The sequence below is a fragment of the Mucilaginibacter sp. CAU 1740 genome (genome assembly GCF_039839285.1).
GTDB lineage: Bacteria > Bacteroidota > Bacteroidia > Sphingobacteriales > Sphingobacteriaceae > Mucilaginibacter.
Genome location: NZ_JBDOQS010000022.1, coordinates 35,474 through 58,510, shown reverse-complemented (window position 1 = coordinate 58,510; position 23,037 = coordinate 35,474). Strand labels below are relative to the sequence as shown.

Here is a 23,037-nt window from a genome sequence, read left to right as displayed (position 1 = left end):
CGTTTTCTTCGGCCTGCCGGGCAACCGTTTTTTCTGTATTTTATCTTTTTCAGTTGCTCCTGTCATAAAATCACGTTCTTAAAACTCCTTCCAAAACCGACCAACGGGAGCGAGTTACCGGATTACCCCGGCGGGGTGTATCCGGGTTTTTGTGAAGCAAAAACATTAACTCGCTCCCTTCGGGTCGTAGATTTCTCCGCCATATATCCGGCTATTTATTTATGTGCTGCATACCGCAAGCGGTATGCTATTCCAATGTTGCAAAACGAAGTTTTGTGGGACTTCAGACACCATCTTTTTTCGCCACTGCGTGCGCTACCGGCCAGTAAACCAAACTGCCCTGCTTCGGATGATAGGACGGCTGATACCGGATATAACCATACTCATCCAGTTCCCTGATACATTTGTGATAAGTGGCAATCGATGCGACCTTGGAAAACGCCATAAGCGTTTTCCGGGTCACATTGAACGGACTTGCAAAACCATTACGCTGCCAACAGACAAACAGACCGGTGAAAAGGCTAAGATGGGTTGGCAGCAAGCGGTTATCCTTTTCCATTCGTTTGAGCAAGCTGGCATAGGCTGCCAGCTCTTTGACAATTTCCTTTCGCAGTTTCATTTGCCTTCTCCTTCCAGGATCTTGTTGATGTCTTCCAACTTATAGTACATAATGCTACCCACTTTGGTAAACCGCAGCGTACCGGGCGATATCCCCAACAGTTTTCTAACCTCCACGCTCTTCAGCCATTTTTTTGTACTTGCCTGTCCCGGCTGTATGATCCTTTTGATCTCGTTTAGCAGATCGCTTTTAAATTCCTGTAAATCCCCTTTGGTGATCAGTTCCACATTCATCATTTCCTCCGTGTTTTAATAGTTAATGGTTTGTTGCATTGCATTAAGTATTTCACTTTTTCTGAAGTACACCCTTTTATGCAGGCGCAAATAGGGTAAGCCTTTTTTCATCCAGTCAGTAAGCGTAACGAGGGACACACCCAGTTCGGCGGCGAGTTCCTTCTTGGATAAAAGTTTTTCCGAGTTAGGCAGTTGGCTGCCCTCTGTTTTAAAATGTTCCTGTAGTTCTGCCCTCACTGCCTGGCGTATGCACAGGCTAAGGGCTTCTTGATTGATTATCTGCATTGCATTTTTTTTGGAACAAATGTGTGCTGTACAGAACAAACTTCTTGACCATGCAGAATTGCATGGTTAAAATGGAGTAGTTTGGAGAAAGTTAAAAGTGCGTATAAGGCACTGATTGACAACTTGATATTATATTGGCAAATAACTGATGCATTGCCGGCAAAAGAAAAAGTTAACTCCTCTTTTTTGCAGGATTGATCGTAAAAAGCTTGGATTTTGCAGGAATATCAGCATGTTTATCTCCTGGCTCCCGCTTGTCGCTCGGGAAATAACGGCGTATGGTTTCGTAATTGATCTCTTTATCTCCCTCCCGGAAATACTTACAGATCATTTTCATCCAGACACTCTGCGTCTGAGAAAACATGAGTTCCCTCCCTTCAGGTGTTTTAAGTTCCTGCATTTGCAAGTGCAGGTGTAAAACCGCATTTCTGTAGCCTTCCGGGATATTGATATAGCCTTCTGTTTCAAGCAAAGTAACTTTCTTAAGGTCAGCTTTCAATTGGGTTACCTCTTGTTTAAGTGCGACTATTTCCGACTCTTGCTGTGCTATTACCGCATCATTGGATTTGTGAATATTCCAGCGGTCATGCGAGATCAACATTGCCGTAAACTTTTGCAATCGTACTATCTCGCGCTCATTCCTCAAATGGTTCTTGTCATAGACGTCTTTGCCCAACAACACTTTTAATTGTCTTTCAATGAGCGACCAAAAATATTTAAAGAAGATTTCTTCTGTACCATGGGTATGGCGAGATAGATAATAAGCCAAGTGGCGCTGGTAAAATTCATCTATGCGGTCTTCGGGAATAGCAAACACTCTTTTAAAAAAGTGTTTTAGAAAATGTGATCTGTCCCATTGTAAAGGATTGCCGATATCCAGCGTGTCCTTCGCAAAATTGAAACGATCACGCGGTTTAAAATAAGTGATACTCATAGGTAGGTGATTTACTCAAAAATAAGCGTTTCTTAGTTTGGAGAAAAGGGGTCTTGAAGGATGGTATATAGCCAGAGCGCCGATCCAATGCTTGATTATTTCTTACTTTAAAACAGATGGCTGTCTCGGATAATATTTCTTATATTGGACGAAACATTATTCATTTCTCAATTACGTACGTCAAATGCCAGGCGCAAGGTCCGGCTTTTGCGTTTTATAATCTTAATATTCGATAGATTAGATAATTACTATAACTGGTAAACAAGTTTCTCAACTTTTTTCAAAAGCGACTCGATCGTAAAGGGCTTTTCTAGAACTATGTAGTGTGGATGCGTTTCAATGGTTTCCGTGACTTGGGTATAATAGGAGAGCAATTGCGTGAGCATTTCTTCGTTATTGCCGCTAAGACGTATAAGCAAATATGCCTGACCATGACCAATACCGCTTAAGGTGTAATCCATAATGCAAAGATTGGGGGGAAACTCCAGGATATAAGGAAATAGAGCTTCTGATCGTTGTATGACCAGCGTCTTATATCCGGCATCTTCTAGAATGGTCGCAACCACCTCGCCGAGTGCAACATCATCTTCCAAAATTAATATTCTCTTCATGGTTCTTAGGGTATAGCGTATTAGTTTGGTTTTGTCAACTGCTTTTTAATTAATGTATTCAGTCTTGCAATCTGCTCATCCTTGCCCGGAATCAGCTTTTGATACAGTTCTTTCTGCTCACTCGCATCCTACTGTATCCCTCTCATGGTTCAACGAAGTGGATAGGCAAGATTTCTTATTTCCCTTACAGCAAACAACTACTACTCCTTTTGGTTGTGGATAGGCATTACCGCTGATTTTTGCGTAAAATGTGAAATAAATATGGAATTAGTAAAGAGAAAAGTAAAATCAATTGTTGAGAAGATTCGCATTGTACGCTAGGCTAAAGGATACACTCAGAAATGTTTACCAGCAAAATTGTTAATCAGCCAAAATGCGTATAGTAAACTTTAACTTGGATACAGCACCTTAACCGTTGTCCGCTTATTTGCTATTGCTTCAATTTTAGAGATTGATGCCCGCCAACTTATAAAGCGGCGCTGACTTTAATTCATGTACCATTTTCGATGATATGCTGATGGAGATCAATCCTGCTCTGGCAGTGACGCTTATAGAGAACCACGATACCCAACCTTTGCAATTTCTTGAACAACCTATACATGCTTTTCTATATTCCAGATTGTTCCGGTCAAAATTGTATTTCTGCATGGCCGCATTATATTCTTCTTTAAAGCTCGTGCAGTTCATCTCGTTTGCACAGGAACTGTCGTCGTCCGTCAGAATAACGAAGGCCGAATGGAAATGCTTCAGGTAGCGAACATTAAACGCAGCCCCTACGTGAGGATAGGTTACACTATTACAATGAGGGTAAACATTAAAATCAGCGATATGGTTTAGAGCGGCCATACAAAACCAAATCACCGGTATGTGCATGCCGCTTAAACGCTGGCTCAGGATAGCCCGGTATCAACTTATAAAAAAGTCATTATGATGCCATTGGCTAGGCCAGTAGGCCCAAAATTCTAATTCCGTATCTATTAAATCGATATCCCATGCTATTTGATTTTCAAAGCTGCTGCCATTGTATTCAGAATCAATGGTTATTGTGTGATTCTCTTCATCTATTTTGAGTAGAATCATCCCTTTACCCCGATGGCTAAGATTGACAGCAATACGATAATATCGGGGTTAATAATACATTATTTAACATCGACGCGGTAACATAATAAAGCCATTGACCTTTTGAAACTAAAGAGCTACGCCCCAAAAGTTAGTCACAGACATGCGGCTGTAAATCGTTGTAATTTTTTAGTGGGTTTAAATCATTAAGTCCCTGGATTTTTTAGCTCCTATGGCAGAGTTTTCCTTGGCAGTCGAGACATTGCATTTTAATATCGTCGCAGAAACCTTATAAGCATATTCAAAATGCATGACATTACTAAATATATTACAGCATGACTTAACGACTAACTTTCCGTTAGCGATAGTTATCTCCGCTGAAAGGTGATGTTCAAGGCAGCGTAATTTTTGAAGATAGTTTCTTATTGACTCGGTTTCCACAAGCATATTAAAATTTTCATTTAAAATACATTAAACTATCTTCAAGAACAAGTCGCGAATACCCTGACTAATGAAATGAAGTATTATAGCGCGAATTTCACGTACCATTATAATGGCTTCTTCGTATAAATGACCTTCGATACTGCATTTAATAATCGGAAAAAACTTTTTAAAATCTATTTATATTTAACGGGAAAAGCCCAGTTTTATCGCCTAACAGAACTAAAGCAGGCTTTCGTCTGTCCGCATTTTGTCTTGAAAGATTTTTTTATCTAACCTGCCATTAATAAATTAGTGATATCTTTTAAACGGACATTAAATGCCACACTATAAACATTTGACAGTACATAAAACCCTTTTGAATTGATGCTGATATTTGAAGATGCTCCACCGAACTGATCGCTAATGTTGTGATTGAGTGAGAATGTTGAAAGCTTGTTAAATTGTTGCGCTCGAAAACCTCATATAACAATAATAAACATTTTAATCAAAACCTCCTATTGCTAACCAGAATAGATAAGGCGAAGAAAATTAAATCGCAAAGGAAAAAACAAGGATTTTGTTTCATAATGATAGAAATGAATTCGTACAAGCTCAGCAACTATTAAGATTAGATTAATATAATAACGTTATTCTCAACCGTACGTCAGAATCACAAAAATAGACAAGTTTAGTTTATATATATAATAAGTTTAATTAATTATAGAACTTTTTTTAAAAAAAACAGAGGACAAATGGCAAGGCAGTTTGTTAAAGTAGTATTAATTTATAAAAACTATTATTGCTGATTAATTATAAGCTCTTTCCGAAGTATGTCATTTATAAAATAACACATAAGCAAATACAGCATTCAATCTTTTAGCTTCCTGACATTCAATGCAAAAATCTTGCTGATCACTTTTCATCTGTAATTTTAAAATAAATTCATAAAGTCAATGACTTTAGAAAGCTGATTTATCCTTCGTAAATATTGATTTAACATGCAAACAGCAGCGGTATTTAACTTCTGCAGTTAATAATGGGCCATATCTCAGTATTTTAAAAGACCTTTACCGAAGAAAAGATGTAAAAGGAATAAATTACTTTTTACGTAAGCAAGCAAATGAATGAAATTCGTTTCTTGACTATGAAACAATTCAAGGAATCTGTATCTGTGCTATCAAAACCGTCCATTCATTGACAATCGTTTTGTGCCGTTTAATTATCGATTGATGTACCAGTGATGTCGTCTGCATCGCAGGCATCGATATCGTTTAATTGGTAACCAGAACAGAAACGTTTTCATGAACAAAGTGCGCTTGGTGCGTTGAAAGTCGGAATGGGAGGCACCACATTGGCAAGCTTTTTCAGTAGGCTTAATAGTAAGAATGTTATTCATAAAATGAAAATATGTTTTCTATTTCCCTCTCATGACAGCTTATCGTTGGTTGCACAAATATAGCTACAGGTTGTATATTTTGATGAGGATTATTTATGAAGTTTAATCTGTAGTTAGTATTCAGCTGTGTCGATATTTATTGCTCATTAATTAGGTTCTTTATATTCTCATTAGCCGTATTAGCAGCGATGCATCTACCTAAAGTAGATCACCGATTTGCAAAATCGCTCAACGGAAAGCAATGTATATTTTACTTCTGTTTTACTGTCGGCATTTTGACTAATTGAAAGCTTTGCTCCACATATCTCTGACTATAATTTTGGTTTCCGTGTAGTTCGAATGAAATCTATAACCGCTTTTATTTCGGCTTCTGTTTCCATGCAAATTCTGGCACTACTCATATTTATTAATCAAAGAATATGATTATCATCGTGTAGGAATTGAAACAAGTAGTCGCCTTGGATTTGCGCTTATTGTTAAAAATAGGCCTTTGAAAACAATTGAGCGTCAAATTGACGGAATCGTGTCCTTAAATCTTGTTGAACGGCGAGGAAGTCGTAAAACAGGCGGATATTTTAAGTATATCGATCAAATAGGTGAAGATTAACTGCTCCGAAAGTCTTTGTGGATACTCAATCGCCTATTGCGAATACTTCCCGAATAAGGGCTAATTACATTCCGTTACACATGACTATGCTATTACTGCTGGAAAAAGTGCATCTAAAACCAGGAAAATGTTTTGGCTGCAGAATGCTTCATCCGCCTATTTCAACGAAATCCTAGTCCAAAGAGGCCTGATATTCGTGAACTTTGAACAACTTCTGCTATTAAAGAAGAGATCATGGCGAAAATATAATTATTCTATTAAGCGCATCAAATTGCGATACATTTATTAATTTGTCAGCCTCAGCTGCTCATTATGATTAGTCTAATAAATATTATTTTTTTCCTTGCTTTTCTGGTCTTTGCTTACCTTAATTTGAACGATATTGCCCCCTGGCTTTGGGTGCCGATATACCTTAGCGCGGCAATTTGCTGCGGACTGGTAGTATTTCATCTGGTATACCCGCTGGTATATTTGTGTCTAATTGCCGCTTACCTTATTCATGCTACCACTATTTATTTTTCCAAAGATGGTGTTCATGACTGGATCACGAAGTATAACAGGCCAAGCCTGGTGGAAACCATGCAGGCCGAAAAACCATATATCGAAAAAACAAGGGAGTTCTTCGGCCTGTTAATCATTGCCAGCGCCTTGCTGATCAATTATTTTGCCGCTTGAGCCATCGGATCAATTATCCTTAATTAATAGAGTGTATGTTCACTTATGACGTTGGAAAATTTAAGTCCCTGTTTACTGAACTTATAACAAGGAATATAGCTTCAGATGCTGCAAACTGGTTGCTAACACAAGCAGCTAATACTGCATCTGCCGCAACATTTAATAACGCCTTCGCAGCCCTACCGCGTAAAACCGGAAAGAATCCGGTGAATGCCAATACTGAAATTGAAAGCGGTTTATCTGCTTTACGCACAGGCTTCTCCACTCGGGGATGGTCCGTTGATCGTCTATCACGTGTCTGGTTATTATTAACACTGGATGCTTCAGATCAGCGGAGTTATGAACGAACAATTGAGAACCTTTATTTGGCTGCTGAATTGAACGAGCTGGTTGCCTTATATTCGGCCTTACCATTGTTAGCCTACCCTGAGATCTGGGTAAACCGGTGTACTGAAGGTAACCGCAGTAACCTGGGCGTGGTTCTCGAAGCGATCATGTATAATAATCCTTATCCTTCGGAATATTTGTCGGAATCCGCCTGGAACCAATTAGTGCTGAAGGCGCTGTTTACTGAAAAACGGCTTGAACTGATCACCGGCATAGACGAGCGTGCCAATGTAGCGCTTGCCCATGCATTGATTGATTACGCCCGTGAACGCCTGGCCGCAGGCCGCAATACCGATCCAATGTTATGGCGCTTGATTGGCCGTTTTATTGATGATGGCATTCTGCACGATATCAAGGTTGTGTTGCCCCGTTTAGGTTTACATGAAAAAGAGGCTGTGGCGCTGGCGATCCACGAGAGCGACTTCCTCCCTGCAAAGGAATTGCTGGAAACCGCTCCATTACAAGCAATGGCCGGGAAGAAAACGAATTGGAACGAATTTATCAGTGATACAAAAAATAAAATTTAGGATATGTGTTGCAGTCATTTTGAGAACAGGGAGCAAGTAAACGGCGAAAAGGCCGCATCTTTTGATTTGGCGTCGGTAAAAGGCATGCGTTTCTTTGACCCGCATGTACATATGACCTCGCGCACTACTGATGATTATCAGGCTATGGCAGACGCGGGCGTGGTGGCATTGATCGAACCAGCCTTCTGGCTTGGCCAGCCCCGAACCGGTATTGACAGTTTCCGGGATTACTACAGCAGCCTGATTGGCTGGGAGAGGTTTCGCTCATCACAATTTGGGATCAAGCATTACTGTACTATAGGGCTTAATTCAAGAGAGGCGAATAATGAAAGCCTCGCCGAACAAGTAATGGAGATTCTTCCGCTATTTGTTTATAAAGAAGGTGTGGTCGGGATCGGCGAAATAGGTTTTGATGATCAGACAAGTGCTGAAGAAAAATATTATCGCCTGCAATTAGAGCTGGCCAAAGAAGCCGGGCTGCCGGTACAGGTTCATACGCCGCATCGCGACAAGAAAAATGGCACGAGCCGCAGCATGGACATCGCGATAGAACATGGCATTGATCCGTCTAAAGTCATTATAGATCATAACAACGAAGAAACTGTCAAAGAAGTTCTCGACCGGGGATTCTGGGCCGCGTTTACCATTTATCCTTTCACAAAAATGGGAAATGAGCGTATGGTTGAGATAGCCCGGGAATACGGCCCTGACCGCATTATGATCAACTCGGCTGCTGATTGGGGTATCAGCGACCCTTTGGCGGTACCCAAAACTGCCGCGCTGATGAAATTGCGCGGCATCAGCGACGAAGCTATTCAACTGATCACCTATGGCAACGCAATTGCCGCTTTTGCACAAAGCGGTCAGATCGATGAGGCGGATTTTACGTCGGCCCTCAGTGTTGATCAGAGCGCGAAATTTGAAGGTAACAGTATCTTGCGCGGTGGCCAGCAGCCCAGGATCGATAAATCATCCATTATCATCAGCTAACATTGGACTACAGTAAACCATATCTTTATCTGCAGCTTATGAGGCCAGCCAATATCGTTACCTCTGTAGCAGATATTCTGGCGGGTATTGCCATTGTAAGCGTCCCGGTCAGCTCGATAAGAGCATTCTGGCCGGCAATACTGTTACTTTGCCTGTCAACAGCCTGTCTTTACGGCGGCGGAATTGTCTTCAATGACGTTTTCGATGTGGAACTGGATAAGATCGAAAGGCCGGAGCGTGCGATCCCATCGGGCAAGGTAAGCTTAAGGGAAGCCACTGTGCTTGGCTCAATATTATTATGTACAGGCATCTTATCAGCCCTTTTCGTTTCGATCGTATCGGGTTTGATCGCGGCAGCCATTGCGCTTTGTGCTTTACTTTATGATAGATTTGGCAAACACCACCCTTTTTTCGGGCCCCTTAACATGGGTATGTGCAGGGGACTGAACCTGTTGCTGGGTATCAGTATAATTCCGATAGCGCTAATTAACTGGTTTATGCTGGCCTTAGTGCCTGTAGCCTATATATTTTCCATCACGCTCACCAGCCGCGGGGAAGTACATGGTGGCAGTAAAAGCAGCCTGTATACCGCGGCAACTTTGTATGCAGGGGTGATCGGCTTCATCAGTTATTTTTCATATGCAAATAACCGTTTGCTATGGTCGCTTTTGTTCCTTATTCCCTTCACCTGGATGATATTCCGCCCGTTGCTTAAAGCGATCAGGGAGCCTATCGGTAAAAATATTGGTAAAGCCGTCAAGGCCGGGGTAATCTCCTTAATACTGATGGACGCTTCCTGGTCTGCTACATTCGGCTCGCTTACCTTCGCCGTGCTGATCGCTTGCCTGTTACCGCTCTCAATCTGGTTTGCAAAAACCTTCGCGGTTACTTAAGTAATTTTAAATTAAAAAGACTTTTCCCTCAGATGGAACATTTACAACAAAACTTCAGCGTCAAATATAGTTACAACGTTTTTTTTACTTCAGGCTTATTCTCAGTCAACAACCCACTACTGAATCGCTTTTTAGCAAACGCTGCCACCTCAGGAGCGTTAAGGAAGATTCTTTTCGTGGTTGACCAGGGAGTTGCGGACGCCCATGAGCATTTATGCTCGGAAATCAATGCCTATTTTCGGGTTCACACCGCCGTCGAGCTGGTACCTGAAATATTGATCATCCCCGGTGGCGAACAGGTGAAGAATGATGAACGCTATTTTGAGCTAATCCTTGAAGCGGTCAATAATTACAGAATTGACAGGCACTCCTACATAGCCGCTTTGGGCGGTGGTGCCCTTTTAGATATGGCAGGGTACGCAGCGGCTGTAGCGCACCGCGGTGTAAAACTTATCCGGATACCAACAACCGTACTTTCACAGAACGACTCAGGTGTTGGCGTTAAAAACAGTATCAATTATTTTGGAAAGAAGAATTTTCTGGGCACTTTCGCGCCGCCTGCAGCTGTATTTAACGATGATCGTTTTTTGAGCACGCTTTCTGAACGTGACTGGCGCTCCGGGATAGCCGAGGCGATCAAAGTCGCGCTGATCAAGGATCGACTATTTTTTAACTGGATAGAAGAGAATGCTTCTGTCCTTGTAAGCCGGGATGTGGCAGCTATGAACTACCTGATATGGCGTTGCGCAGAGCTGCACATGGAGCATATTGCCGGTGCCGATCCTTTTGAAAGCGGTTCTTCACGCCCCTTAGACTTCGGACATTGGAGTGCGCACAAACTGGAGTACCTCAGCGAATTTGACATCCGGCATGGTGAGGCAGTCGCTATGGGCATTGCCCTTGACACGGTCTATTCCTTCCTTACAGGCCGTTTAGCAGCTCCGGAAAGTGAACGTGTAGTAAACCTGATCCAAAACCTGGGCTTTGATATCAGCCATGATCTTTTAAGGTTCAGCGGAGAGAACAATCCATTATTAAAGGGACTGGAAGAGTTTCGCGAGCATCTGGGCGGAGAGCTCACGATTACGCTGCTGGATGAGATCGGCAAAGGTACAGAGGTGCATGAAGTTGATGCGCAGCTACTCAAACAGGCAAGCCTCGCGCTGTACAACAGGCAACGCAAACTTCAGCAATCAAAATTTTATTAACAACACTTACCATCATGAAAATCAATGCTGCACACCTTACCTATTGTACAAACATCCATCCCGGGGAAACCTGGCCGGAAACATTTGTGGCGTTAAAAAAACATTTCCCGGAAATCAGGGCCTCCATAGCCGGAGAAGAGCCGATGGGTGTTGGCCTGCGGCTTTCCAATCTGGCCAGCCTGGGTCTTCTGGCGGATGAAGATAATTTGGCAGAATTCATTCAATGGCTTTCTAATAATCATGCTTATGTTTTTACCATGAATGGTTTCCCCTATGGAGGGTTCCATGATACAATTGTGAAAGACCAGGTACATGCGCCGGACTGGACAACTGCCGACCGCCTGGAATATACCTTAAGGCTGTTTAATATTTTGTCCAAATTACTGCCAGATGGCTTGCAGGGTGGCATATCAACATCACCTTTAAGCTATAAGCCATGGCATGCCGCCGGTGAAGCGAGGGATGCTGCAAAAGCTGTTGCCACAAAGAATATTTTAACGGTTGCTGAAGCCCTTTTCGAAAAACACCGCTCGACCGGAATACTCATGCACCTGGATATTGAACCCGAACCAGACGGGTTCCTGGAATCGGGCCCGGAATTTATGGATTGGTTTGAGAAAGACCTTTTGCCGCAAGGTATTTTATCGATGGGGGAAAAGTTCAACCTATCCCCAGCCGATGCCGAGGCAGCTATCAAACGTCATATTAACCTGTGTTACGATGTTTGCCATTTTGCAATAGGTTATGAAGAGCATGAGCGCATTATCGACGAGTTGCTTACAAAGGGGATCCATGTTGGCAAGATACAAATTAGCGCCGCCTTGAAGGCGCTATTGCCAGAAGAAATGACATTAAGGGAGGAAGTGACCAACGCACTTGCCAGGTTCAATGAGCCAACCTACCTGCACCAGGTGATCGCTAAAACAGGAAATGGTAAATTGATCCGCTATCCAGATTTGCCGGAGGCTCTGGCAGATAGCAGGAACAATGCGGTGACGGAATGGCGATCACACTTTCATGTACCTGTTTTTGTGGAGGATATGGAGCACGTGCAATCCACACAAGCCGATATTGTCAGGGTGCTCAATAAATTCAAGGATACGCCTTTCACCCAACACCTGGAGGTGGAAACCTATACCTGGACTGTGTTACCTGAAGAACTGAAAGCCCCATTATCACAATCAATCATCCGGGAGTTAAACTGGGTAAAGGAACAACTATAGTAGAGGAGAGAAATTATGAACAAAACGGTAGTCATCGACGTAGTAGGTTTATCCTCCTCTCTAATCAGCGAGCATACGCCATTTCTTAAAACGTATATTAGCGAAAGGCATCTTGCGCATATTAAACCGGTGTTACCTGCCGTCACAACATCCATGCAGTCCGCTTATCTCACTGGTAAATTTCCGGTAGATAATGGCATTGTTGGTAACGGTTGGTACGACCGTACTGATTGTGAAGTAAAATTCTGGAAGCAATCAAACAAACTTGTGGATGGGCAGAAAATATGGGAAAAAGCCAAAACTGAAGATCCATCGTTTACCAGTTCGGTAATGTTTTGGTGGTATAATATGTATTCTTCCGCAGATTACTCTGTGACCCCGAGGCCCAATTACCTTGCAGATGGGCGAAAAATGCCGGACTGTTATTCGGAGCCTGCCGACCTGCGCGACCATCTCCAGGCCAAGCTCGGCCAGTTTCCGCTTTTTCAGTTTTGGGGGCCCGGTGCGAATATCAAATCAACCCGTTGGATAGCGGACGCTGCCATGGAGACGGATAGATTGCATGACCCGACGCTGACGCTGATATACCTGCCGCATCTGGATTACTGCCTGCAAAAATTCGGTCCGGATTTAGCGCTTATTGCCAATGATCTCAGGGAAATCGACAAGGTGATCGAGGAACTGGTGAGTTTTTACCAGAGAAAAGATGCTAAGGTGATCATTCTTTCCGAATATGGCATATCTCCGGTGGATCGCCCTGTACATTTGAACCGGGTATTGAGGCAAAACGACTTGTTAGGCATCAGGATTGAACGAGGACTCGAATTACTGGACCCGGGAGCTTCAAAAGCCTTCGCGGTCGCCGACCACCAACTGGCACACGTGTACATCAACGATGCAAGTATGACTGAAAAAGTTAAGGCGCTGCTTCAGGCTGTTCCAGGGGTTGAACGGGTCCTTGACCGTGAAGAACAGGCTGCGTATCATATCGACCATCCCCGGGCTGGAGATCTCGTCCTTATCGCTGATAAAAGAAGCTGGTTCACCTATTATTTCTGGGTAGATGACGAGCTTGCTCCGGATTATGCCCGTGTGGTTGACATCCATAAGAAACCTGGTTACGATCCTGTCGAAATGTTTATGAGCTCGAAACTGCGTGCCGGCTACAAATTGCTTCGTAAGAAAGCCGGATTCAGGTATGTGATGGATGTCATTCCCCTCGACGCCACCTTGATTAAGGGCTCGCATGGTCGTGTGGATATAGCACGGGATTACCAGCCAGTCATCATTACCGAAAAAGCTTTAGATGAACGGGACATCATCGCTACTGATGTTAACGATATCATATGGAGCCATCTGAAATGATGAACATTTGATTAAAGTATTATTGTGGGTTGATTAAGAGTGTCGCCACACTCGAATGTTGTATCTCCCGATAAAGGTAGGCAAATGCAAAGATTGAATTATCCACTTGAGCGGAAGATGGTAGGATCAGCCATACTTAATTAACAATGAAGTGAAGCTATTGATTAGATTATGGTTGCTCCTTATAGAGACTCACGATAAGTCTTTAAAATTCACTCATTTGTAAACAGCTTACAATGTTGTAAAGAAATAAACTCAAAAATTCGTTTACACAGTCTGAAAACCTCGGGCAATTCGAAGAACCCAAAAAGACCATCCTGAAGATATCGCTTAATCCTTACGAATATCCTATTCGTCAGTTGCGACAAATCATCTATTAATCAAAATATTGGTTAACTATATGCTGCTGATTGAGTTTTCACAGTAGCTTTAGTTTGGAACTCGATATTATTGATATTTGCTGCTTCTACTTGAAATAAACCTATAGCTTAAGTTCTATCGCGATGGAGACATGATGTGGGCTTTTTTCTTAAGTTAATTAACTCATGTGTAAATATTGTTACAATATTGATATTGAAATTCAATGCAATTAACTTATTATTGCATTGAACTTAAATAATTGAAGCCTAAACAATGCGAAAGATTTACATATTAATTTTATGCTCTCTTATCTTGATCAATGTTGGTTGCAAAAAACAGAATACCCCTGAACCTTTGTTAAAAGCCAGCTTTGACATTAATCACATGGATACCGTTGTATTTAAGATCGGGACGGGTGATAGTATACAGCTAACAAATACCTCTACAACAGTAGCCTCGGTTAAATGGGATTTGGGTAACGGCACGACTGCGACAACAAACAATGTCGGATTATCATTTTCCAAATCCGGCAATTACAAGGTTACATTGACGATTACAGCCAAAGATGGAAAAGCGGCCTCGCTTTCAAAAACAGTAGTGGTACAAGACAGGGTTTTGAAAAACATTATCCTAAACAAGGTTTACTGGAACACAAAGCCGAACCAGATAGATCATTTCAATTACGTTTGGCCAGAATCCCCTACGGCTGATTTATTTGTGCGGATACAGGTTTACAAAGCCGGTGAAACCATCAAAAACGGCCTTCTCACTAATTCAGAAGTGCTTTATGATAGCTCCTTGCTATCTGGGGTATCCAATAATTCAACTACTGCGATAAATATTAACCTATCAACTCCTGTCCTTATCAACAAAAATATGATCGACAGTAGATCTCTCGTTTTGACGTTAATTGCTAAAGATCAAAATGGGAAATTATACGATATTATGTCCAGTATGGATTCGGGATGTTCATGGGGGTTTATAACAGATAATATCACCTTGGGACAATCACTGATTCAGTGCCAGCTATTTAGTTCAATTCAACTTGTGAGCACCTTCAAATAGCTAGGTAACAAGGCTTTTAAAACCCAATTATATATTTAAGCTGCCTGCTTGCTGGACTTTTTTGCCATAAGAAATATAGGCGAATGTGACTTCTATTTTTCTAAACTAAAAACTTAAATCTTGATAAATATGAAAAAAATAACTCTAAAGTTATGTATTACAGCGGTTTTGGCGCTCTCCATTTCCGGTTGTAAAAAAGAAAAACCTTTAGCAATTAAGTCCCCCCAAACCAGTGCGGCAGTTCCCACGCCGACCTTTGACTATGAGCACTCGGATTACATGCCTACTCCTGCAGGTACGGCACCAATTTTGGTGCCTTGGGCATCTGGAAGTAACCAACTGTTTAATCCGGAGATAGCCTTTGATTTTAAACATGCTGATGGCTGGAGTCTGGTTTATAATACATTTAATACTACTCAGTTGTCGCCGCCTTATTATTTCGCACTTTAAAATAAATATCGCGGTATTCTTCGTTTCTATCTTTACGTAGCGCCCGGAAACCCCACGCCTTCAACTTATTTTAGCGATGGACTTAGTTTAGCCGGTTCGGGTACGTCCTCTTCGCTGGCATTTGGACAGGATGTTGCAGACGTAGCCAGTCCACAAAAATCCATCGCAAAAATACAAAGCTACCAGATACAATCGACACGCGCATGGTATGCCACCCAATATGAAGTTGCCTATGATCCTGGAATAAGTGGTCAAAATCAACAAAATCTCAATTGTGTCATAGGATAACAAGTGGTCTTGCTGCTATCCCTAAAGTTACAATGACACCCAAAAAGGCCACCCGGCACCGGATGGCCTTACATACAGAATGCTTTGAAAGGTTAGCTCGCCTATTTCTTCAGTTCAGTCACTTCCTTACGTAATACCGTTGCCAACACTTTGATTTGTTGTAATCCGTTACGTAAACGGATGTCTGCGGCTTTGTTGCCCTTTTCGTAAAACTTGGCAGAATATACAAGGGAATTCACGGTAGCTCACAAAAAGAGGTTTGAAAAATGCTATCAGGTGTTTTTTGGAGGATTAGAAGACTAACGTCGCCAGCTCCTAATATGATTTCAACATCAACCCTGCGGCTAAATAATATTTTTATTCTCACTGTGTCCGCAAACTCGTCACCGATTTACTTATCGCTGCTGCTTTTTTGCGGAGGCAAGTGAAAATTACGCTTGGTTATTTAATTATGGCTTGTATGGCTTACGTTAAAAGGGACATCAATAGGTGTATTCCATCGATCGTCAATATTAATATTAAATGTTGCAGGGTTTGAGAACAGAGAACCTGCAAATATGTAGTGTGTGTTTCTGTTGATATTAACAAAAAAATTCTCATCATTTTTTGGCATTTCTTTTCCAATAATGAAATTGCCATCCTTATCATAGAAGTTAATGGTAATGCCAAAGTATCTATACGGCCACACAACAGTGTTTACACTAAAGTTTGACTTAACTCTGTCACTTGGATTTATCTGATAAGTAAAACTTACATCGTCATAATTATCCTCCCTAAATCTTGGCCTGCCTGTGCCTGTAGCAAGATCAAATCCCGGTGGGTAATCCTGGTAAGTTACAACTGCTTTATCAACCTTGTTAGGAATTATATCATTGATTCGAATGGTAACTAAACTTACCATTCGTTTTAGATCCACTGATTTTTCGATGGGGGTGGTTACTGTCGTGTTGATACTGGCATAATACAAGTCACTGGATAATGTTGGTGTTTGAGAATAATAAATGGGGTGAGTTATATAATATCCAGCGGTGCCATGTATCTCGCTTGGGTTTATTTCACCCTTACTTTGTGAACCGACGAAATAAATACCATATGTTTTGTTGTATAATGTATCTTTAATAGAACCAAAGCCCGGCTCATTAGAAGTCTGAATTATTTTTTTCCGTAATTGATAGGCAAACTTTTCATCAGATGGATCGCCTCGATAAACTGCATATTCAAGAAATTTTATTTGATCACCTAATTCCTGCGTTTTTAAGCTATTAAGGCTTACATTGCTACTTTGCGTGTTGAATTCGTTTAAAGTAAAATTTACAGAAAATGCAGTCGAATCACTGTTAGGTTTCGAGTTTTTGATTTGACCTTCTTTTTGCATGAAAGTAAACCCATACAAAAACACATAATAACAAGATAGATATTTTTCATGTCGTAATATTTATTTCAACAAAAATAAACCTTAGCAAAAGTTTAATTATCAATGAATTAAAGATGTGTATATTATTGTGTAATAAAATCTGAATTTGCATATTATTGTACCATTTCAGAGCTAAACAAATGATGTTTTCTCTGTTATTGGCATGTTTTGTTATTGCCGACACTTCTAAGCTTTCTTGGCGGAGTTGTGCTGTGTCATTTCGCGCAATGCAATGTCAGTAAACGGAAATATTTGAGTCTTAAACCGTTTTTCACGGGATATTGGCTCAACAAAGCAAGCTTATCCAGGTCACATTTATCGCAACGGTCACCGGGCCGAGCTCCAGTTTAATGGGATATACATTAGCATCATCTTTTCCAGCAAATCGGTAAAATCCTCAGGAACTAGATAGAGCTCCTGTCTTTCCTCGTAATATAATTAAAACAAGTGATCAAATAGTGTTAGCTTCGAATACGACCACCCATTCCTGCAATACCTTATTTGTATCATTTGAAACATTACTTTCAAAATTCTCTTACAATTCGAGTACGCTGATGTTACCGAGAAAGAAACAATTTACGAAGCAATGTCCGATGTTCAGCAGGTTGATCATTGGGTACTTCTGGCAGGAACATTTCACGCGTACTGGCAGACAGGCCGGGACCAGGAACGGCCATATTGGCCGCCGCATCATCAGCAGTCGATCTTTGCGCTGGAGCTTTTCCCTTGAGCTCGCCTTGCGGAGAATAAATACCGATTCACCGGAAACTACAGATTCGCCGTTATTATAAAAAAAATTGGGTGTCGGAAAGGACGCATTTGTGGATTCGGTAAAAGATAAATTGACGCTTAAATGTGTAACCAAGTCTGATCAGGTCGCATGCGCTATCTTACGTTTGATGACGAGTGATATAATGACAGGCGAAATCTTACATTTGGAAGGAGGGCAAAGGATGATTTAGCTATAAAGTCTTTTGGCTCTGAGCGGTACAAAACCTATTTCAACCCAATCAGCTTTTCCGTATAGCAATGACGTTACCGCGCTGAATAAAAAGAGTTTACTTCTGACTAGGAATAGACTCTTTTCAATTACATATACAACCGTTTCTTCTACGTTAGTTGCCAGGTTCGATAAACGCATACAACTCCTTCACTTTATCGTTCTCGATCAAAAGAAGTCCATGCTGTTCAATAAACCTCCTGCCGTTTGAATGTGGCCAAACAACCTTGCACTATTTTGAAGAGGCTCAATGAGCTTCGCCGCAGAAAATTTATAAGCAGGATCTTCTGCTATAAGCTGACCTATAAAATCGGAAGCTGACCTTAAACCGTTGAAGGTAAATTCCCGATCATACATTCTGATGTCGTCCGCATAGATTTTTCTGAGCATTTCGTCACGTTTTGACATGTCTTTTTCATTCCAGGCAATAACATGCAGCTCTTGGAGCTGGCTAAAAGTTTCTTCATTCATTGCAAGATGTATTTGTCTTAAATTGCCGGTATTCGAGTAACTGATCCGGATGATACTTCCAAACAAATTTACCCGTAAAATTTCTAAAGCAGGTTGATCTATATCAACAAATGAAAAATACTTGGTGCTTTATCTACATGCGTGATCTGAATTGTTGGCAAAACCTATTTTCGCCAATGTCGAGCCAACCTGCTCCATCATTTGAAACGGGTGTCAATCATCTCTTTCTACCGGGAATAGCAGTTGCTAAAGCCAACCCGGCCAACAACGACGCAGCAATGTACTTGCGGTGAGCTTTGGGGCTTTCAGTCATTCCGGATCCACAATGGGTAATCATGCCGTAATCAACAGTTATTAAAAGGTTGCCATCAGTCATATCGATCGGATCGGACCATGCAAAATAGTGGCGCATTAAAGCTCCGGTAATTTTCATGCTGAGTTCGGCGAAAAGCGGGTGGGACATCAATCGAAAACAATTTTATTTCTTCTTATTGAGGACCCTACTATCGTATCATTACACCAGATATCTTGGTTCAATTACAAAAAAATATTTTTTTTGTGTTGTTCCTTCCATCATACTAATCTACCTTAGGATAAAATGATCCTTATTCGTAGATGAGCGTGGCATAATTAATTTAATGTATTTCATCGCTGGTGACGAGCTTTGATATCTTTGGGAGATAAAAATGCTTTTTCTTTTGATAATCAATTGCAATGCTCTATCACTTTAAGTTCATCCTCGGTATCCGTGTATGTTCCGTTACCCCAAAGATCAAGCGCCGCAACCGTTCGATTATAATGATATTGCCCCGCAGGAACATTATATTCGGTATAGGTAAATATCGGTGCCGACTTTAATTTAAGTATTGGATTTTTAAGCGGACAAAGATCATTTAGTAACGGATTGTTTGAAATTTTGGCTATAGCTAAAGTTTTCACATTTTGCAGACCACTTAATGAAATCAGCTTAGGGTTAGATTCGATTGCGATACCGCCCATCGAGGCTTCCAGGCCTCCCAAACCAAATATTACGCCATTTGTAACTACACCTGTTATTCCAGGTAACTCAAGGCTGTTAAGTTGTTCCAAACCCTGAAGAGTGGTTAGCAAAGGGTTTGCAGTCAAATTTAGCGCACCCAGGCTCTGTATAGCTCCGAACCCGTTTAGATCACTGATATTGCTACCGTATATCATCAATCTCCCGGAAACTGACTTTAGAGCTTTGAAATTTAATTGATACAACTGAGGACAAGCATATACATAAAGCTGTCCATTAACTTTGTTCAATGACTTGAAATTAATGGCACTAAGGTTTTTGTTGAAACTAAAGTTAATGCCATTGGAAGTTACGGAAATCAAGTTTTCCATATTGATTGCTGAGACACCAAGGAAGCCTATCCTGACAGAAGTTGCAGATTCAACGGTATTTAAGCCAGTAATATCCGTAATCAATGGGCAAAATGAAATTTCTAAATTATTTACGGTGACAAGGCTCCTGATTTCCAGCTGGGTTAGCTTGTTTAAGCCAGATAGAAAAAGATCGCCTGAAAACTTTTGCAGGCTGCTTAAGTTTAGGGATTTAAAATCACAAATAGCAACGCGTAAACCACCTGCAGCGGTAACAGTGTTTAAAAACGGGGCATCAGCAATGCGGAGGTAAGACAAGGATATCAGTCCTGAAACGGAGTTGATAATACCTGAAAGTCCCGTTACCGATTGGATGTCGTTGGATTCGTTCGATTTCCCGATGCTCAGATTGCCGTTGACGTTCAGGCGCTGTCCCTTATGTGTCTCGACAAAATTGTCAATATCGGCCTGATTAGTCAAATTCACGTCGTTCTGGAAATCAGTTGATGTGTAGTAAGTGAATGTCAGATGAGATGATGTCGATACCGCGGTCCCATTCATTTTGAAGGTCACCTCTCCGCTGCTGGTTTTTGGAACGATCACTTCAATTTTGGTCGGTTCAACAGATCGTATTATTGCCTGTTTGTCATTGAAATACACTGTCAATCCGTTAGCAGAAGTACCAAGATCAATTCCGCTAATACTCACCAACATGCCCTCCGTAACATCTGAGGGAGATATTTTACTAACCTGCAGTTGCTGCAAACGAGCGGGGGAAGAATTTTTAAATGAATTATCCTTTTTGCAGGCACTTAAAACAAATAATACAAATGATAAGAAAATTAATAAGTTTTTCATTGTTTGTTGATCTGATGCAAGCTAAAGAGAATCTGTTTGCATTACAATCCCGCAAATTGGGTGATTTTTCTGCCAGGCTTAATCCAGCAACCTCTTCGGACTCTTCGCCATCATCACTACAACTCTTTTATCGGAAATACAGTTTCCCCTTCTCTTTGCAATACCTCAGAGGATTAATATCAGTTATCATTCTGTATTTTCAGTTGGTGCCAAAAAACATATGCATAAATTTTCTTATTTTCAGTCAAGCTCATATCGCATCGCACACCGACATACTGAAAGCGGAAAAAGTTGCCGTCAAAAAAGTCATCAAAGGATTTAAGTAGGTTGTTGACGCAAGTCACCTGGCATTTATCTGTACAGCCATCCCCCAATTTGCGGTATTTTAACTGTAAGATACGCAGCCAAGCATTGACATCCTTATCTTAGTGGAATGACATTTGATCAGGCCGTATATATTTGTATGCCTCCGGAGCTGCGGGATGATAAAAGCCACCCAAGATATCAGGAATTCCGTGTGGTAGTCAGTACTTCACTGATCGCGTTGCCGCTGATGCTGCTGTTCCCAATCGTTGTCCATTATATGGGCAAGCCTATCATGGGTTACCTGGTCAACGATTTCATTAATCTGGTGATGCTCATTTCCATACGTTTATGGAGCCATTACCGTATCCCTATGACGATATCGGCGCTGTCCTGCTATTGGATTATGTATGGCCTGGTTGAGGACTCCGGGTTGATCCATTCCCCAAATGTGGCCATCATCCATATGTACTTGCTGGTGTCGATATGGGCGGATAAGAAACACGGCTGGTGGGCCATTTTCGGCAACCTCGCCTTTTTCGGTTTCCTGTATTACAAGACAGTACAATCGGGCCTGCCAGCCCCAATCATTTCAATATTGGGTGGCCCGTTTTATGCTTTAGGTATGAACAGCCTCATTACCATCTTTTTCGGTGGTTTCCTGGCGTACCTGCAGCTTGATCAGGAGAAGGACCGTCTTAAATTCAAGGCTCTGCAGGAACAAAAGATCAGTCTGCTGGATGACGCGGTTAAACTCCGCACTGAACAGTTGAACAGCATGCGCGAAAACATTGCTACCGATTTTCATGATGAAACGGGTAACATGTTGTCGGCGATCACCCGGCAGGCTGCGCTGTTAAAGCTGAAACTGGACCACGACAGCGACGTGCAGCCCATTGTCACTAGCATTATCCATAATAGCAATGCGCTATATGCCAGCAGCAAGGATTTTCTATGGCACCTCAATCATGACAGTGACGATCCAAAAGAACTGTTCGGCTATCTGACCGCCCATGGACAACGGTATTATAACCAGTTCGACATCGCCTTTTCTTCCAGTGCAGATGAAGGTCATTTTCAGCAATTTGGGCCAACCGCTGCACTGAACGTACTTTTTATCTTTAAAGAGGCCATGACCAATGTAGTCAAGCATGCGGGGGCAAGCGAAGTGGAACTCACAATGAATTGTCCGGGTGCTGAAATCATTTATGCCCTTAGCGATAACGGATCATGGAAAGAAGCGGATCCGCAAACCGGACACTATGGGCTGGCTAATATGGAACGACGCTGCATGCGGAACGGCTTCGGGCTAGCTTTGTCCAGACAACCCAGTGGGACCCGTATTGAAGTTACCGTTCCGGTAAATAAATTGACGCAAGTTTAAGATGGAAAAACGAATTACAATTATTGAAGATAACGGCAAGATCCGGGAAGGCTTCGCTGCCATAATTGATAATACTCCCGGTTATTTATTGTGCGGACAGTACGGTACCTGCGAGGAGGCTTTAATTAGTTTCAATCAGGATAACCCTGATCTGGTGCTTATGGACATTGACCTCCCAGGAATCGATGGTATTGAAGGAACGCGCAGGCTGAAAAAAATCAACCCGGCATGTATTGTCCTGATCATTACGGTACTGGAAGACAGCGATAAGGTTTTCCGATCCCTTTGCGCCGGTGCCGGTGGCTACATCGTCAAAAATACCGATACGGATGATATCATCCGGAATATCGCCGAGGCGCTGGAAGGAGGTGCGCCGATGAGCCTGCACATCGCCAAAATGGTAGTCCAGTCCTTCAGACAATCGCCGGACTCTCCGCTATCAGATCGGGAACAGGAAGTGCTCAAAGGAATTTCCGAAGGGAAAAGCTATTCCAAAATCGCGCTTGATCTTTTTATCAGTAAGGAAACCGTCAGAACCCATATTAAAAACGTCTACCAAAAGCTGGAAGTCAACAGCAAGGCCGATGCGCTCAAAGTTGCCGGCGACAAAAAATGGCTCAGCTGACACGGCAATAAAATTAGATCACCTATCATATCACTAA

Annotated in this window: 21 protein-coding genes; 11 read left to right on the top strand and 10 right to left on the bottom strand. The window is 41.8% G+C overall.

Features of this window, described 5'->3' with window-relative positions; genetic code table 11:
* Positions 1 to 283 precede the first annotated feature (283 nt).
* From AAFN85_RS31355 to AAFN85_RS31335, 5 genes are all read right to left on the bottom strand, one after another.
* Positions 284 to 619 (bottom strand): hypothetical protein, encoded by a 336-nt coding sequence (locus tag AAFN85_RS31355; protein ID WP_347531921.1) that lies wholly within the window; start codon positions 617 to 619, stop codon positions 284 to 286.
* Complete coding sequence (locus AAFN85_RS31350) at positions 616 to 852, bottom strand: DNA-binding protein (protein WP_347531923.1); 237 nt, start codon at positions 850 to 852, stop codon at positions 616 to 618. Before AAFN85_RS31350 ends, AAFN85_RS31355 begins: the two co-directional genes overlap by 4 nt.
* Before the next feature lie 15 nt (positions 853 to 867).
* Positions 868 to 1,137 carry a helix-turn-helix domain-containing protein gene (locus tag AAFN85_RS31345; RefSeq protein WP_347531920.1) on the bottom strand — a complete coding sequence of 90 codons (270 nt, stop codon included), beginning with the start codon at positions 1,135 to 1,137 and terminating at the stop codon, positions 868 to 870.
* A 172-nt stretch (positions 1,138 to 1,309) separates the two neighbouring features.
* Positions 1,310 to 2,071 carry a hypothetical protein gene (locus AAFN85_RS31340; protein ID WP_347531919.1) on the bottom strand — a complete coding sequence of 254 codons (762 nt, stop codon included), beginning with the start codon at positions 2,069 to 2,071 and terminating at the stop codon, positions 1,310 to 1,312.
* Between the two features lie 248 nt (positions 2,072 to 2,319).
* Positions 2,320 to 2,682, bottom strand: a complete 363-nt coding sequence (locus AAFN85_RS31335; RefSeq protein ID WP_347531918.1) for a hypothetical protein — start codon at positions 2,680 to 2,682, stop codon at positions 2,320 to 2,322.
* Positions 2,683 to 6,479: 3,797 nt separating this feature from the next.
* On the opposite strand from AAFN85_RS31335, the gene AAFN85_RS31330 reads away from it, so the two are divergent.
* The 9 genes from AAFN85_RS31330 to AAFN85_RS31290 all read left to right on the top strand — a co-directional run bounded on the left by AAFN85_RS31330 (position 6,480) and on the right by AAFN85_RS31290 (position 15,310).
* Positions 6,480 to 6,842, top strand: a complete 363-nt coding sequence (locus tag AAFN85_RS31330) for a transmembrane 220 family protein (protein ID WP_347531917.1) — start codon at positions 6,480 to 6,482, stop codon at positions 6,840 to 6,842.
* 35 nt (positions 6,843 to 6,877) lie between these two features.
* Complete coding sequence (locus AAFN85_RS31325) at positions 6,878 to 7,756, top strand: EboA domain-containing protein (RefSeq protein WP_347531916.1); 879 nt, start codon at positions 6,878 to 6,880, stop codon at positions 7,754 to 7,756.
* 3 nt (positions 7,757 to 7,759) lie between these two features.
* Complete coding sequence (locus tag AAFN85_RS31320; protein WP_347531915.1) at positions 7,760 to 8,746, top strand: TatD family hydrolase; 987 nt, start codon at positions 7,760 to 7,762, stop codon at positions 8,744 to 8,746.
* A gap of 38 nt (positions 8,747 to 8,784) precedes the next feature.
* On the top strand, positions 8,785 to 9,639 hold the full coding sequence (gene eboC, locus AAFN85_RS31315) for a UbiA-like protein EboC (protein ID WP_347531914.1): 855 nt from the start codon (positions 8,785 to 8,787) through the stop codon (positions 9,637 to 9,639).
* A gap of 32 nt (positions 9,640 to 9,671) precedes the next feature.
* Positions 9,672 to 10,847 (top strand): 3-dehydroquinate synthase, encoded by a 1,176-nt coding sequence (locus AAFN85_RS31310; protein ID WP_347531913.1) that lies wholly within the window; start codon positions 9,672 to 9,674, stop codon positions 10,845 to 10,847.
* 14 nt (positions 10,848 to 10,861) lie between these two features.
* On the top strand, positions 10,862 to 12,070 hold the full coding sequence (gene eboE, locus AAFN85_RS31305; RefSeq protein ID WP_347531912.1) for a metabolite traffic protein EboE: 1,209 nt from the start codon (positions 10,862 to 10,864) through the stop codon (positions 12,068 to 12,070).
* A 15-nt stretch (positions 12,071 to 12,085) separates the two neighbouring features.
* The gene (locus AAFN85_RS31300; protein ID WP_347531911.1) at positions 12,086 to 13,435 is read left to right on the top strand and encodes a nucleotide pyrophosphatase/phosphodiesterase family protein; all 1,350 of its coding nucleotides are present in this window, start codon (positions 12,086 to 12,088) and stop codon (positions 13,433 to 13,435) included.
* Positions 13,436 to 14,068: 633 nt separating this feature from the next.
* Positions 14,069 to 14,860, top strand: a complete 792-nt coding sequence (locus tag AAFN85_RS31295) for a PKD domain-containing protein (protein WP_347531910.1) — start codon at positions 14,069 to 14,071, stop codon at positions 14,858 to 14,860.
* A gap of 129 nt (positions 14,861 to 14,989) precedes the next feature.
* Positions 14,990 to 15,310, top strand: a complete 321-nt coding sequence (locus AAFN85_RS31290; RefSeq protein ID WP_347531909.1) for a hypothetical protein — start codon at positions 14,990 to 14,992, stop codon at positions 15,308 to 15,310.
* 389 nt (positions 15,311 to 15,699) lie between these two features.
* Here the strand turns inward: AAFN85_RS31290 and AAFN85_RS31285 are convergent, their stop codons facing one another.
* The 5 genes from AAFN85_RS31285 to AAFN85_RS31265 form a co-directional block, all read right to left on the bottom strand.
* Positions 15,700 to 15,837, bottom strand: a complete 138-nt coding sequence (locus AAFN85_RS31285) for a histone H1 (protein ID WP_347531908.1) — start codon at positions 15,835 to 15,837, stop codon at positions 15,700 to 15,702.
* 206 nt (positions 15,838 to 16,043) lie between these two features.
* Entirely contained in the window at positions 16,044 to 16,973 is a 930-nt protein-coding gene (locus AAFN85_RS31280) for a hypothetical protein (protein ID WP_347531907.1), read from the bottom strand.
* 1,207 nt (positions 16,974 to 18,180) lie between these two features.
* On the bottom strand, positions 18,181 to 18,483 hold the full coding sequence (locus AAFN85_RS31275) for a nuclear transport factor 2 family protein (protein ID WP_347531906.1): 303 nt from the start codon (positions 18,481 to 18,483) through the stop codon (positions 18,181 to 18,183).
* A gap of 217 nt (positions 18,484 to 18,700) precedes the next feature.
* Positions 18,701 to 18,916 carry a hypothetical protein gene (locus AAFN85_RS31270; RefSeq protein ID WP_347531905.1) on the bottom strand — a complete coding sequence of 72 codons (216 nt, stop codon included), beginning with the start codon at positions 18,914 to 18,916 and terminating at the stop codon, positions 18,701 to 18,703.
* Between the two features lie 272 nt (positions 18,917 to 19,188).
* On the bottom strand, positions 19,189 to 20,688 hold the full coding sequence (locus tag AAFN85_RS31265; RefSeq protein WP_347531904.1) for an IPT/TIG domain-containing protein: 1,500 nt from the start codon (positions 20,686 to 20,688) through the stop codon (positions 19,189 to 19,191).
* Between the two features lie 433 nt (positions 20,689 to 21,121).
* Between AAFN85_RS31265 and AAFN85_RS31260 the strand changes: the two genes are divergently transcribed.
* Together AAFN85_RS31260 and AAFN85_RS31255 are read left to right on the top strand one after the other, a co-directional pair.
* Complete coding sequence (locus AAFN85_RS31260) at positions 21,122 to 22,375, top strand: histidine kinase (RefSeq protein ID WP_347531903.1); 1,254 nt, start codon at positions 21,122 to 21,124, stop codon at positions 22,373 to 22,375.
* A gap of 1 nt (position 22,376) precedes the next feature.
* Positions 22,377 to 23,000: a response regulator transcription factor gene (locus AAFN85_RS31255; RefSeq protein ID WP_347531901.1), complete on the top strand. Its 624-nt coding sequence runs from the start codon at positions 22,377 to 22,379 to the stop codon at positions 22,998 to 23,000.
* The last annotated feature ends 37 nt before the right edge of the window (positions 23,001 to 23,037 follow it).